The organism is Planococcus maitriensis, assembly GCF_003289925.1.
GTDB classification, from domain to species: domain Bacteria; phylum Bacillota; class Bacilli; order Bacillales_A; family Planococcaceae; genus Planococcus; species Planococcus maitriensis.
Genome location: NZ_QLZQ01000001.1, coordinates 1,179,335 through 1,192,124, shown reverse-complemented (window position 1 = coordinate 1,192,124; position 12,790 = coordinate 1,179,335). Strand labels below are relative to the sequence as shown.

The 12,790-nt window shown below is 49.8% G+C and carries 15 protein-coding genes; all 15 read right to left on the bottom strand.

Annotation, left to right across the window (positions count from 1 at the left end; genetic code table 11):
• Positions 1-2: 2 nt before the first annotated feature.
• A complete protein-coding gene (locus DP119_RS05770) occupies positions 3-275 on the bottom strand; it encodes an HU family DNA-binding protein (RefSeq protein ID WP_068869301.1) in 273 nt (90 codons plus the stop codon).
• A 164-nt stretch (positions 276-439) separates the two neighbouring features.
• Positions 440-1,159 (bottom strand): hypothetical protein, encoded by a 720-nt coding sequence (locus tag DP119_RS05765; protein ID WP_112231656.1) that lies wholly within the window; start codon positions 1,157-1,159, stop codon positions 440-442.
• 13 nt (positions 1,160-1,172) lie between these two features.
• Positions 1,173-1,376, bottom strand: a complete 204-nt coding sequence (locus tag DP119_RS05760) for a DUF2768 domain-containing protein (RefSeq protein WP_058380557.1) — start codon at positions 1,374-1,376, stop codon at positions 1,173-1,175.
• Positions 1,377-1,464: 88 nt separating this feature from the next.
• Complete coding sequence (locus DP119_RS05755) at positions 1,465-2,484, bottom strand: NAD(P)H-dependent glycerol-3-phosphate dehydrogenase (RefSeq protein WP_112231654.1); 1,020 nt, start codon at positions 2,482-2,484, stop codon at positions 1,465-1,467.
• 131 nt (positions 2,485-2,615) lie between these two features.
• Entirely contained in the window at positions 2,616-3,926 is a 1,311-nt protein-coding gene (gene der, locus DP119_RS05750) for a ribosome biogenesis GTPase Der (RefSeq protein ID WP_112231652.1), read from the bottom strand.
• A gap of 93 nt (positions 3,927-4,019) precedes the next feature.
• Positions 4,020-5,054 carry a type 2 isopentenyl-diphosphate Delta-isomerase gene (gene fni, locus DP119_RS05745; RefSeq protein WP_276308706.1) on the bottom strand — a complete coding sequence of 345 codons (1,035 nt, stop codon included), beginning with the start codon at positions 5,052-5,054 and terminating at the stop codon, positions 4,020-4,022.
• 21 nt (positions 5,055-5,075) lie between these two features.
• A complete protein-coding gene (rpsA, locus tag DP119_RS05740) occupies positions 5,076-6,221 on the bottom strand; it encodes a 30S ribosomal protein S1 (protein WP_112231648.1) in 1,146 nt (381 codons plus the stop codon).
• 77 nt (positions 6,222-6,298) lie between these two features.
• Positions 6,299-6,880 (bottom strand): lysophospholipid acyltransferase family protein, encoded by a 582-nt coding sequence (locus DP119_RS05735; RefSeq protein ID WP_112231646.1) that lies wholly within the window; start codon positions 6,878-6,880, stop codon positions 6,299-6,301.
• Positions 6,877-7,557, bottom strand: a complete 681-nt coding sequence (gene cmk / locus DP119_RS05730; protein ID WP_112231644.1) for a (d)CMP kinase — start codon at positions 7,555-7,557, stop codon at positions 6,877-6,879. The genes DP119_RS05735 and cmk overlap by 4 nt, the downstream gene beginning before the upstream one ends.
• Before the next feature lie 142 nt (positions 7,558-7,699).
• A complete protein-coding gene (prsW, locus tag DP119_RS05725) occupies positions 7,700-8,374 on the bottom strand; it encodes a glutamic-type intramembrane protease PrsW (protein WP_112231642.1) in 675 nt (224 codons plus the stop codon).
• Between the two features lie 34 nt (positions 8,375-8,408).
• Positions 8,409-9,380 carry an asparaginase gene (locus tag DP119_RS05720; RefSeq protein ID WP_112231640.1) on the bottom strand — a complete coding sequence of 324 codons (972 nt, stop codon included), beginning with the start codon at positions 9,378-9,380 and terminating at the stop codon, positions 8,409-8,411.
• A 21-nt stretch (positions 9,381-9,401) separates the two neighbouring features.
• A complete protein-coding gene (locus tag DP119_RS05715; RefSeq protein WP_112231638.1) occupies positions 9,402-10,382 on the bottom strand; it encodes a YpdA family putative bacillithiol disulfide reductase in 981 nt (326 codons plus the stop codon).
• Between the two features lie 33 nt (positions 10,383-10,415).
• Positions 10,416-11,201, bottom strand: a complete 786-nt coding sequence (locus DP119_RS05710) for a metallophosphoesterase (RefSeq protein ID WP_112231636.1) — start codon at positions 11,199-11,201, stop codon at positions 10,416-10,418.
• A 69-nt stretch (positions 11,202-11,270) separates the two neighbouring features.
• Entirely contained in the window at positions 11,271-11,900 is a 630-nt protein-coding gene (locus tag DP119_RS05705; RefSeq protein ID WP_112231634.1) for a CBS domain-containing protein, read from the bottom strand.
• A 61-nt stretch (positions 11,901-11,961) separates the two neighbouring features.
• The gene (locus DP119_RS05700) at positions 11,962-12,717 is read right to left on the bottom strand and encodes a LysM peptidoglycan-binding domain-containing protein (RefSeq protein ID WP_112231632.1); all 756 of its coding nucleotides are present in this window, start codon (positions 12,715-12,717) and stop codon (positions 11,962-11,964) included.
• Positions 12,718-12,790 lie beyond the last annotated feature (73 nt).

Here is a 12,790-nt window from a genome sequence, read left to right as displayed (position 1 = left end):
GCTTATTTCACTGCGTCTTTAAGTGCTTTACCTGGCTTAAAGGCAGGAACCTTGCTTGCGGCGATCTCGATTTCAGCACCTGTTTGTGGGTTGCGTCCTTTACGGGCTGCGCGCTCACGAACTTCAAAGTTACCGAATCCGATCAATTGTACTTTTTCACCTTTAGTTAGAGCATCTTGAATCGCTTCAAATGCAGCGTCAACTGCTTTCGCAGCGTCTTTACGAGAAAGTTCAGCCGCTTCTGCAACAGAGTTCACTAATTCTGTTTTGTTCATGCTATTCACCTCCTCTCAAAGGGGATGCTTGCCATCAATCCTGTAAAAAGAGTATCACAACGAAAATCGCATAGCAACAACAAATAGGCCGCATTTCAAAGAAAACCACCAAATACTCCCAATATTTTCAAAAACATGTGGATTTCGGGCAAATCCGTGCTGTATCAAGCTTTTTCATCTGTCAAAAAAATAGGCTCCCCATTTCCATCGATGGTGTATGGAAGTGAATAAGCGGGAACCACCGGGCTGTTTTCATATAGGATGAAACGGATATCCTCGCCTTGTTCAAGTTCGCCTTCATAGCTTTGAATCGCCTCATACAGATCGATGGAATAATCGATATAGACATCTCCTTGTCCGGTGATGACCATCGGCAGCATCTTGCCGCTGTAGGGGCTTTGAACCATCGGTTCTTCATTGAAGCCCATTGCTTCGTGATTGAATTTATAGACGTTATCGGCAATGATCTCGGAGATCGGGGCCCTGCCGCCATTCGCACTCTTTCTCACATTGACAGAACGGATGCCTTCCGCAACCCGGAGGTCGACTAGCTTGACGGTCGGGTTTTCCTCTACGTCCATCAGCACATACTGATAAATGCCTCCGACTTCAAACGCGTTGCTCGGGATCTCAGCAGTAAAATCCGGCACGATTTTGGAAAAGTCGACAGGGTATTTGATGAATTGGTCGACGTCCATGTCCCGCGTCTTGATCGGCAATAAGCCGCCTTTCGACTCCTGATAGCGTTCAACCGCTTGTTGCGCAGTGGCCAGCTGATCTTCATAGGGAATCTGATTTTCCGCCCGCTCGCTGCTGGGATACGCACAAGCCGTAAGCAGGCTTGCTGTCAGCAGGATGAGCAGCAACGCTGTTGTTTTTTTCATTATGTCCATCCCCTCAGGCGCCACCGGTCGGTCCGCTGAATACAGTGAAAACCATGATAAAGAAGCCCAGGATCAGCAGAACGTACGCGATCAGCGCAAATAGAAATTTCAGGATGCCGTTTTGCAATTTGTATCGGCTCAAGTAGATCATCCCCATGGAAATGATCAAAAAAGCGATGCCTGCAAACGATACCCACATTTTATCCAAAGAACTCATGAATAAGCCGCCTTTCGTCGAGTTTCAGTCCATAGTATAGCATAAATAAAGAAGGGGCAGCAGCAAGCAGCCCCTCCGTTTGTGACAATTACAGCAAGTCGATCAAATCTTCCATTTCATTTTTCTTCATCCGGCCCATCAACGCTTCCACGGCGTTCTCGGGCTTGACGCCTTCAAACAAGACCGCATACAAAGCTTCCGTAATCGGCATCGGCACTTTGTATTCCGCAGCCAATTGATGTGCGGCTTTCGTTGTCCGGATCCCTTCAACGACCATACCCATTTCATCCAGCACTTCATCGACGTTCTTGCCTTTTCCAAGCATATTGCCTGCCCGCCAGTTGCGCGAATGGACGCTCGTGCAGGTAACGATCAGGTCGCCTACGCCCGATAAGCCAGAGAAGGTCAGCGGTGTCGCCCCCATCTTCACGCCGAGGCGGGCAATTTCAGCCAGGCCACGCGTCATGATTGCGGCTTTAGCATTATCGCCGTAGCCGAGGCCATCAGTAATCCCGACCGCTAAAGCGATGATGTTCTTCAAAGCACCGCCGATTTCGACTCCGATGACATCGGTATTCGTGTAAACGCGAAAATAGGAGTTCATGAACAGATCCTGGACACGGTTCGCCGCTTGCGTATTTTCGCACGCTGCAGTGACGGTTGTCGGATGCTCCTGCACGACTTCCTCTGCGTGGCTTGGCCCTGACAGGATGACGACATCATCGATCAGCTCGGCCGGAATTTCTTCACGGATCATTTCACTGATCCGTTTGAGCGAGTCCGGTTCGATGCCTTTCGACACATGGACGAACAAGCCTTTTTTCGTCATCCGCTTACGGATATCCCTCGAAACTTCGCGGATTGCCTTGGTCGGGACGGCCAGCACGAAAATATCGGCATGTGCCACCGCTTCATCGAGATTCGCAGTCGCTTTCAGTGATTCCGGCAAGCGCACATCTTTCAGGTAGCGTTCGTTCGTATGGCCGTTGATCTCATCCGCCTGCTCTTGGCGGTGGGTCCATAACAGAAGATCATGGCCATTTTGCGCCAGTACATAGCTGAGTGCGGTCCCCCAGCTCCCTGCACCAAATACAGTGACTTTTTCCATCTTTATCTCTCCTTTGTCCTGCGTTAAGAAAACCAAACTCCCACCTCTTCAAGTGGGAGCCCTAATGGTCTGCAAAGTCCGGTTGGATCAATTAATGCCAGCAGCAAGGTGGAGACACCTGCTGGTTGAGCTTATGTGCGCGCGCGCGTAATCAAGCGCAGCGGCGTGCCTTCAAAATCGAAGCTTTCCCGGATACGGTTCTGCAAGAAGCGCTCGTAGCTGAAATGCATCAATTCCGGTTCGTTGACGAATACAACGAAAGTCGGCGGTTTGACTGCCACTTGCGTCACATAATAAAGCCGCAGGCGGCGCCCTTTATCGGACGGTGCCGGGTTCATCGCCACAGCATCTTCGATCACTTCATTGAGTATGCTGGACTGGATACGGCGTGAATGGTTGTCATTGACGCGGTTGATGATGTCAAGGATGTTGTGCACACGCTGTCCGCTGGATGCGGAAACGAAAATGATCGGTGCATAATCCAGGAACAGGAAATGCTCGCGGATCTGCTGCGTGAATTTATTCATGGTCTTGTCATCTTTTTTCACGGCATCCCATTTATTGACGACAATGACGATCGCTTTCCCTGCCTCATGGGCATACCCTGCAATCTTCTTGTCTTGTTCCTGGATGCCCTCTTCTGCATTCAAGACGACCAGTACAACGTCAGAACGTTCAATCGCGCGTAAAGCGCGCAGTACGCTGTATTTTTCCGTGCTTTCGTATACTTTCCCTTTTTTGCGCATGCCCGCCGTGTCGATGATGACATAAGGCTGCTCGTCGTATTCATACTGTGTATCGACGGCATCGCGTGTCGTCCCGGCCACTTCGCTGACGATGACTCGCTCTTCTCCAAGGAAGGCGTTGACGAGTGATGATTTTCCCACGTTCGGCCGGCCAATCAATGAAAACTTGATGACATTGTCCGGATATTCCTCTTCATCCTCTTTCGGGAAGTTCTTGGCGACTTCATCCAACAAGTCGCCAAGACCCAAGCCGTGCGATCCTGAAACCGGATACGGCTCGCCGATTCCAAGGGAATAGAAGTCATAGATCATGTGGCGCATATCGGGATTGTCGATTTTATTGACAGCCAGCACCACAGGTTTTTTCGTGCGGTAAAGGATTCTCGCTACTTGCTCGTCCTGTTCCGTCACTCCGTCCCGCCCATTGACGAGAAAGATGATGACATCCGCTTCATCCATCGCCACTTCTGCCTGGCTCCGGATCTGTTCGAGGAACGGCTCGTCGCTAAGGTCGATGCCTCCTGTATCGATGATGTTGAATTCATGTGTCAGCCAATCTGCCGAGCTGTAGATGCGGTCACGCGTAACCCCTGGAATATCTTCCACGATGGAAACTCGTTCTCCTACCACGCGATTAAAAATCGTGGATTTCCCTACATTCGGCCGGCCAACAATTGCTACTACCGGTTTTGACATAATTAATTCATCCTTCCACTTCTGATAAGCCTATTATACACGAAAAAAGGGATGGCATCTGAATAATGTCCATCCCTTTAAATTGTCCAATATTCAGTTTTTCGAAGGAACTGCGAAATGGTCCGTCTCAAAGCCTCTTTGCTGCAAATGGGAAAGCAATTCCCCGCTGATGACGGCAGGGACGGAGCGGATCTCTTCAATTGTGCGGGCCCCGAGCGCAGTCATCAGCATGCGCAAATCTTCATGGAGGCCTTCGATCTCTTCGATCAGCCCGGCCTCCCCAAGGCTTACCGCGTGTTTCAGGAAACTGCCTGCGATACCCGCAGCGTCTGCGCCGAGCCGGAATGCGCGGACCAGGTCGCCAGCATCCTGAAGCCCCCCTGAAGCCAATACGGTGCGGCTGAAGCCTTTACGGCATTCGACGACCGCCGCAGCCGTCGGGATGCCCCAGTCTTCAAAATAAGACAGCTTGCGTTTCCTGCGTTCATTTTCGATGCTCGCAAAATTGGTGCCGCCGAAGCCACTGGCGTCGATGGCCGAGACTTGGGTGTTCGCAAGCGCCTCGGCGGTTTCTTGGGAAATGCCGAATCCGGTTTCCTTGACGATCACCGGCACATCGAGTGCTTCTGCAATCATTTCAATACGCTCGAGCGCACCGCGGAACTGGCGGTCGCCTTCTGGCATCGTCAGTTCCTGGACGACATTCAAATGAATCTGGAATGCATCCGCTTCGATCATTTCGGCTGCTTCAAGTGCCTGCCCAACGGTCGCTTCGCTCCCCAGATTGCCGAAGATGACCCCTTCCGGATTTTCCTTCCGCACGATTTGGTAGCTTTCGCGTTCCTTCTTGTCTTTCAGTGCAGCCATTTGTGAACCGACAGCCATCGCGATCCCTGTTTCTTTCGCAGCCCGTGCAAGCATGGCATTCAGCTGCAAGGTCTCGGAACCGCCGCCCCCGGTCATGGCATTAATAAAAACAGGTGATTTTAGTTTCAAATCACCTGTTTTGGGTTCCAACGATACATCATCGATGCCGATCCCCGGCAGTGCCTGATGGACGAAACGGACACAGTCGAGCCAAGTGGCCCGGCATTGCCCGGTGGACAATGCGTAATTGATATGATCCATCTTTCTTTTTGCCCGTGACATTTATTCGGATTTGAACCCTTTTAATTTGTCACCGATTACATCACTGATGGAGAATCCGGATGCTTCTTCCGGCATATCGTATTGCGAGTAATCCTGTTCGGCTTCTTTTTCCTGAAGCTCTTTGATGCTGAGGGACAAACGCTTATCCTCTTTATTGACTTCCAGCACTTTCACGTCCACTTCCTGGCCTTCCTGAAGAACTTCATGAGGCGTGGCGATATGCTTGTGCGCAATTTGAGAGATGTGCACAAGGCCTTCTACTCCGGGAAGCACCTCTACGAATGCACCGTAGCTGACCAAACGCTTTACAGTTCCTTTATGGACAGATCCTTTTGGAGCCTTTTCATCGATAGCATCCCATGGCCCAGGCAAAGTATCCTTGATCGACAGCGAGATGCGTTCAGAATCACGGTCAACGGAAAGTACTTTCACTTTCACTTCCTGGCCTTCCGTCACGACGTCCGACACTTTGTCGACATGCTCGTGTGACAATTGGGAAATATGGACAAGCCCGTCCACCCCGCCGATGTCGACGAATGCACCGAACGAAGCGATGCGTTGGACTTTGCCGTCAAGCACATCTCCAGCATTGATCGAATCCATCACTTGTTCTTTCTTGGACTCTTTTTCGCCTTCCACTACCGCGCGGTGGGAAAGGATCAATCGGTTGTTCTCTTTTTCCATTTCGACAATTTTAAAGGTCATGACACGGCCTTTGTAATCCTCAAAAGATTCGACGAAATAATCTTCCACAAGTGAAGCCGGCACGAAACCACGCACACCCAAGTCAATGACCAAGCCGCCTTTGACGACGTCCTTCACTTCCGCTTCGATGATTTCACCGGATTCGAATTTCTTCTCGAGATCATCCCATGCAGATTCCGCATCGACTTTGCGTTTCGACAATACAAAGTTCTCGTCTTCCACTTTGGTGATGATCAATTCAAGCTCGTCTCCTTCTTGGACCGAGTCCGAAGCTTTTTCGATGTGGAGGCTCGATAACTCGCTGATCGGGATGATCCCGTCGAACGGCGCTCCATCAATTGTCACCGTCACTGCTTTTTCTTCGATTTTGGCAACTATTCCTTTTACGCGATCTCCTGTTTGGAAGTCACGGTTTTCCATCAAATTCATATCCTCTGACATAAGTAGCCCTCCTTCACAAACTATCCATCTTCTATTTTATTCGAATTCTCTAATAAAAACAAAAATAATCACTTATTTCAGGTGTTTTCATCCAGAATTTTTTGAATACTGGCCATGATGGCTTCTGTTACTTCTTCCGCGGAAGCTTTTCGTTCACGATAGGGGCCAATCAGGATCGGGTCGCCATAGACCACTTTCACTTTCCCGAACGGCTTATACGGCCCGATGATGGCGCACGGCATGACATCGGCATTGCCGCGAAGGGCAAAGAAGCCGGCGCCGCTCAAGCCTTTCTTCAATACGCCGTCAGTCGAACGCGTGCCTTCCGGGAACAGCCCCACGACTTCCCCGCCTTTCAGCAATTTCAACGCCGTCCGCAGTGCCTCCCTGTCGCTCATGCCGCGCTTCACCGGAAAGGCGTTGACTTTCGGCAGGATCGAACCGAGCACAGGCGCTTTGAATAATTCCTCTTTCGCCATGAAATGAACGGTTCTCGGCGCTGTCATGCCCACTACAGGCGGATCGAGCGCATGGATATGGTTGCTGCAAAGGAGCACGCCGCCCGTTTCAGGGAATTTTTCGGTGCCGCTGACCTGGAAACGGTATAACGGGCTCAGCGCTGTCTTCACGAGCGTTTTTCCCACTGCATATAAATTCATGACGCCATCAGCCTCTCTTCCGCTAATTTCAGGATGGCTTCCGCTGCTTCTGAAATCGTTAAAGGAGTCGTATCTAAGAACACCGCATCCTCCGCTTGTTTCAAAGGCGCCACTTCGCGCTCGGAATCCATCTTGTCGCGCATGGCGATTTCTTCCTGCAGCTCGACAAGCGGCGTCAGGATATCGCGTTTTTTATTTTCCTCGAAACGGCGTCTTGCCCGTTCTTCGACCGTAGCAGACATGAATACTTTGAGTGCAGCGCTAGGCAAAACATGCGTGCCGATATCGCGCCCATCCATGACGACGCCGCGGCCTTCTGCGAGCTTCTGCTGAAGCTCGACCATGCGTCTTCTGACCAGTTCATGGGCAGCCATTTCCGATACCGCCTTCGTGACGTACTGGGAGCGGATCGCTTCCGAAACATCGTCTCCATCGAGCAGCACTTTCTGTCCGCCTTCTACAGGAACCAAATCGATTTCGGTTTCCTCAAGCAAAGCCCCAGCCTCTTCATTGCTCGCTAAATTGATGCCGGCATTCAACGCTTTCAGCGTAATGGCACGGTACATCGCGCCCGTGTCGATATAGATATACCCTAATTTCCCTGCCACTATTTTAGCGATCGTGCTCTTGCCAGCAGCTGCTGGACCGTCGATCGCGATTTGTATAGCTTTTGTCAAAACTGTCACCTCATCTTATGTAATGATTTCATTTTATCACAATATGCTAAAGGTTTCGGGCAAAATCAAAGCAGCCTCCGAATAGTTACGGAGCCAAAGCAGCACAAAAAGAAAAAGCCCCGCAGCGGAAGGCTTTTTTCTCTTAATGTGGAGTGTGCTTGTGGTAATGGTTGACCGATAATTGATGGGCTTGGTGGACTTTCCGCAAACCGAACCACCATAAGAACAACATGAACGGAACCGCCCCATACAACAAGTTATCGTAAGCATAAAGCGAAGCGTTGTAGGCGATGTGCAACAGCGATGCCGCAAATAAAGCAGCAGCCAGCCACCATTTGCTCTCCGTTTTCCTTGTGAACTTCGCTTTCCCGTAATAATAACCCATGACGACGCCGAACAGGGCATGGCTCGATACGGGAAGGAATGCCCTCAGGAAAGCTGCGCCAAGCCCGAACTCAAGCAAATATAGTATATTCTCGACCGTGGCAAATCCGAGCGACAAACTGGCGCCGTATAAAATTCCGTCATATGGGTCTTCGAAATCGATATGGCGGAACACGGCCGCAAGCAGGACGATCCATTTGAAGAACTCCTCCAATAAACTCGAGAACAAGACGGATTTAACAAAGGCATTCTGGAACACATTCTCGGCTTCAAACACATACTGGATAAATAATATCGGGAACGTCAGAAGAGCGCCATATAAAAAGCAATGGAAAATCAGTTTCGACGGTTCTCCTGCAAATTGATCACGCAAATAGAAATAACTGAACAATGCGAGCCCGGGCGCGATAGCCACCGTCAACAGCTCTAGCATAGACGCCCTCCTCCATTCCATTCAGCCGATGCTGTTAAATTTCAAATGCTGCCCTATCGATCGTTTCATTGCCTGACAGCAGGATCGCCAATTTGATGCGCGCTTTCTTGCTGTCGTAATCGCTGCCCAGAATGACGCCACGCGTCAGCAAGTCGTGAGCGCTTCCCGGATAGCTGTAGGCCGGATAGGCATTGCCTTCTTCGGCGCTCGTCGTCAATACGACGGGAACGCCGGATTTCACGGCGCGTTCGACTGCCCCTACCATATGAGGGGAGATCTGGCCGCGGCCAGCCGCTTCTAAGACGATGCCTTTTGATCCGCTTTCGACAAGCATATCGACAACCGACCCTTCCTGGCCGGAATAGCATTTGACGATATCGACGCGCGGCATGCCCCCTGGCACACGATGCACTTCCCGTAGCACCGGCTTTTGGTAGATGCGGACTTTATCATTGTCGATGATTCCTAAATAACCATGGCCGAATGAATCGAAGCCCTGCAAATTGCTGGCATGCACTTTCTTGACATATTTCGCGCTGTAGATCCGTTCATTGAAGACGACGACCGTGCCGACGCCTTTGATCACCGGATCGACCGCGACGTAAATCGAATTGCGCAAATTGGAATACACATCTGTCCCCACTGCTTCAGGCGCACGCTGGCTTCCTGTCACAACGACCGTACGCTCATCGCCGACTGTCAAATCCAGGAAATAGGCTGTTTCTTCCAAGGTGTCAGTGCCATGTGTGACGACCACACCCTCTACTTCCGGATTTTCCAATTCTTTCAAAATCGCTTCCTTAACGATGTTCATTTCATCGAAACCGATATGCATACTCGGCAATTGATAAACATCGATCACTTTCACTTCGATTTCAGACGGCAATTGGCAAAGCTCCGCCAATTCTTTTCCCGATATGGCGCCGGATTTCAGCAGGCCGCCATCGGAAATGGCTTTACTTGCAATAGTGCCGCCTGTTGTAATCAATGATACTTTCTTTTTCATATTGCACCTCGTTTGGATAATCTAGTCTGTTGGTTTTTTCAGCGCTTCTTTCTTCGCGATTGCCGAGGCGATTTGCCGGCCATGGAAACGGCCGTTCTCGATGAAGATTTCATTGGCGTTGTTTCCGGCTGCAATCACGCCAGCGATAAACAAATCCTCGACATTCGTTTCCATCGTTTCCTCATCGAATGAGGGCCTTCCGCTTGCCGCATCGATTCCGATTCCCATCTGCTGGAGGAAACGATGGTCCGGGTGGTACCCAATCATCGCGAAGACGAAATCATTCGCCAAGGTTTCTTTCGTATCGTTCACGGTCAATTCCACTTCTCCTTCGCGGATTTCATCGACGATGGAATCGAACAGCATGGTAATTTCCCCTTGGCGCACGAGCCCGTCGAATTCCGGCAAGATCCATGGCTTGACGCTTTTCGAATAGCTCGTGCCGTGATAGGACACCGTCACGCGGCTCCCGGCTTTGTGCAGTTCAAGTGCTGCATCCACTGCTGAATTCTTACCACCGATCACCAGAACGTCCCGGTCGAAATAAGGATGCCCTTCCTTGAAGTAATGCATCACTTTCGGCAAGCCAGCACCCGGAACATCAAGCTTGTTCGGATGGTCATAATAGCCTGTCGCCACTACCACGTATTTTGCCTTGTATTCGCCTTTAGTCGTCTTCACGAGAAAGCCGTCCGATTGTTCGATCGATAACGCCGTTTCATAAGCACGCACATCCAACGCGTGCCGCTTCACCACTTCGCGGTAATAGACAAGCGCTTGGTTGCGCTTCGGCTTACGGTCTTCCGTAATGAAAGGCACATCCCCGATCGATAGTTTTTCGCTACTGCTGAAGAAAGTCTGATGCGTCGGATAATGATAGATGGCGTTGACGATATTGCCTTTTTCGAGAATGACGGGATGTAAGCCCATTCTCTGTATTTCGATGGCGGCCGATAATCCGCACGGCCCCCCTCCAACGATAATGACATCTGCATATTCCATTTCAACCACTCCTGTAATAATGTCATATCCATCTTATCCGATTGAAGAGCTTTGTGCCAAATCCTCCCCGGCTGACGCGGGATGAATTTCCAGAACGTGGAATTCCGCTTTTGCGCCCAACCTCAATGGCAAAGTGGTCGTGCCGAACCCGTTGCTGACGAGTTCGGTAATCCCTTCCGAGACAACCAAGGAACCGCGTTCGAATATCCCGAAACGGCCCAGCCTGATTTGGCCGCCATGCGTATGGCCGGCCAGCAGCAAGCTGGCTGGATAATGTTGTTTCACGTGCTTGAAGACAAAGGGCGTATGGGAGATGAAAATGACGGAATCATCTTTATCGACAGTGCGGAAAGCAGCTTCAATACTGTTCTCACGAAAAGCGAAGTAATCAATTCCAGTCAATTTCAGTTCAGTGTTGCCGAACAGTTCAATCGATTCGTCGTCAAGGATGATGGCGCCTTGTTCTTCGAGCAGCATCCTTAACCGTTCTTCACCGATTTCCCTGTCGTTATTCCCGAACACGTAATAAACAGGAGCGAGCCCGCTCAAAACCTTTAAATTTTCGCGAATGCGCTGTTCAGGAACCCCCCGCTCGACAAAATCACCACCGATGACCACAAGATCGACTTTATCGCTAAACATATCTTGCCGAAGCTTGCGCCGGTGAACGTCGGAGATAAAGAGCAGTTTAAAAGGAGAAAACTCAGCGTCTCCCGATAAGCGGACTGCTGCCGTCCTCTCGATTTCAGTGTGTGCGGAGCGAAACATCCATGCCAGTAATGCCAGGCCAGCCAATGCGGACCGTAAAATCCATTTCATATTGTAGCTCCTTTCCAAGGCAACAAAAAAACATAAGCTGCGCTTATGTTTTCCTGTTCAAGCCGCTATTCAATCTTCAGTGATATCAAGAATACGGAAGCCCGATTTTTCCAGTTCCTTCGTGAATTTGTCGATATTGTTCTTTTTCTTGACCTTCAGGACAATGCGGCGCACCACTTTATCTGTCTCGTCAAAAGTAACAAGGGAAACGACAGATTCCTTATATTTCTCGATGATTTCCCCGAGACGGCCGATGCGGCCTTCTGACTCGACCGACGTGAACGTGATGCGGAAGCCGGATTGCTGCATGCCGAACGCGCTTTGCAATTGGTTGACGAGGTCAAAACGGGTGACGATGCCGGCGAATTTCCCTTCATCGACAACCGCGATGATCGGAAAGTCACGCAATTCGACCAAGGCTTTTTCGTATACATCGTCAATATTCAAGTATACATCCTGGTTGACCATGATATCTTTCACTTTTGTCGAACGGATAAAATTATCTTTTTTGGCGTCCGAATAAAAGAATGCGCGGTATGCATGATACCAGGTGAAGATTCCTTGGAATTTGTCGCCATCGACGACAGGCAAAGCATCAATGGAATGCTTTTCCAACAGCTCGAGCCCTTTTTCCATCGTATCTTCCGGTTTTACAGTAAAGCATTTTTCTTTTTTCACCAATGCACTTTTGACAAACATTTGCTCACCTCTTTTTAGATTCTTCTTATCTTTTCCCTAACAGGAGGCATTTAATCTCGCCTTATGGCAAAATCAATGTTTGTCCAGGGCTGATATCGTTAGATGCCAATCCATTGGCCTGCTTGATTTTCTCGACGGCGGCGGCTGCTCCGCTCGCGCCGTAATTATTGACGGCGATGCGGTAAAGCGTTTCACTCGATTGGACGGTTACCGTCTTGCCGCCTGCAGACGGTGTTTCATCTTGCTTTTCTTGCTGTTCTTTTTCTTTTTGTTCAGCTAATGCACGTTGTTCCGCTTCGGCTTTTTCTTTCGCTTCAGCTTCTTCACGGGCTTTTTGTTCTGCCAGTGCTGTTTCCCGCGCTTTTTTCTCAGCTTGTTCCTTGGCCGCAGCTGCCTGCTCTTTCTCTTTTGCAGCCGCCTTTTCTTCACGTTCGCGCGCTTTTTCTTTCAGCTCTTTTTGCTCTGCCGCATCTTTTGTTTGCGAATCTTTCTTTTCGCCTTCACTTTCATCTTCTTCCTGGCCTTCTGTCGCAGCAAGTACCGTGCTGTCAGAAGGCGGCTGGGAGTTCAGTTCGAAACTGACTTCATTTTCGTTTGTTTTGGCAGTTAGCGTGTCATCCGGCTCATAGTAAAACGCAACATAGATCAACAAAGTGACCGGAATCAAGATAAAGATGAAAAACAAGGAAGGCAATAATAAGCCCCTGCTTTTCGGCTTAGGCATCTGGCGTGCACGCCTCGACAATTCTGCCATACGTTCCTGTGACAATTCCTGGCGATTCTTTTCCATTGATTCATGATAATTATCGTTTCCCATTTCATGACTACCCCTATCTGTACTAATATATCTATTATGACGAAAAAAGACTTATTTGTAAATAATAGAAATA

Excerpts from the sequence above, each read along its gene's own strand:
- prsW (WP_112231642.1), bottom strand. The coding sequence starts at position 8,374 with ATGCTAGAGCTGTTGACGGTGGCTATCGCGCCCGGGCTCGCATTGTTC.
- DP119_RS05715 (WP_112231638.1), bottom strand. The coding sequence starts at position 10,382 with ATGGAATATGCAGATGTCATTATCGTTGGAGGGGGGCCGTGCGGATTA.
- DP119_RS05760 (WP_058380557.1), bottom strand. The coding sequence starts at position 1,376 with ATGAGTTCTTTGGATAAAATGTGGGTATCGTTTGCAGGCATCGCTTTT.
- DP119_RS05735 (WP_112231646.1), bottom strand. The coding sequence starts at position 6,880 with ATGAATTTATATGCAGTGGGAAAAACGCTCGTGAAGACAGCGCTGAGC.
- DP119_RS05705 (WP_112231634.1), bottom strand. The coding sequence starts at position 11,900 with ATGTTTGTCAAAAGTGCATTGGTGAAAAAAGAAAAATGCTTTACTGTA.
- DP119_RS05700 (WP_112231632.1), bottom strand. The coding sequence starts at position 12,717 with ATGGGAAACGATAATTATCATGAATCAATGGAAAAGAATCGCCAGGAA.
- DP119_RS05765 (WP_112231656.1), bottom strand. The coding sequence starts at position 1,159 with ATGAAAAAAACAACAGCGTTGCTGCTCATCCTGCTGACAGCAAGCCTG.
- DP119_RS05755 (WP_112231654.1), bottom strand. The coding sequence starts at position 2,484 with ATGGAAAAAGTCACTGTATTTGGTGCAGGGAGCTGGGGGACCGCACTC.
- DP119_RS05710 (WP_112231636.1), bottom strand. The coding sequence starts at position 11,201 with ATGAAATGGATTTTACGGTCCGCATTGGCTGGCCTGGCATTACTGGCA.
- fni (WP_276308706.1), bottom strand. The coding sequence starts at position 5,054 with ATGGATCATATCAATTACGCATTGTCCACCGGGCAATGCCGGGCCACT.
- DP119_RS05770 (WP_068869301.1), bottom strand. The coding sequence starts at position 275 with ATGAACAAAACAGAATTAGTGAACTCTGTTGCAGAAGCGGCTGAACTT.
- DP119_RS05720 (WP_112231640.1), bottom strand. The coding sequence starts at position 9,380 with ATGAAAAAGAAAGTATCATTGATTACAACAGGCGGCACTATTGCAAGT.
- rpsA (WP_112231648.1), bottom strand. The coding sequence starts at position 6,221 with ATGTCAGAGGATATGAATTTGATGGAAAACCGTGACTTCCAAACAGGA.
- der (WP_112231652.1), bottom strand. The coding sequence starts at position 3,926 with ATGTCAAAACCGGTAGTAGCAATTGTTGGCCGGCCGAATGTAGGGAAA.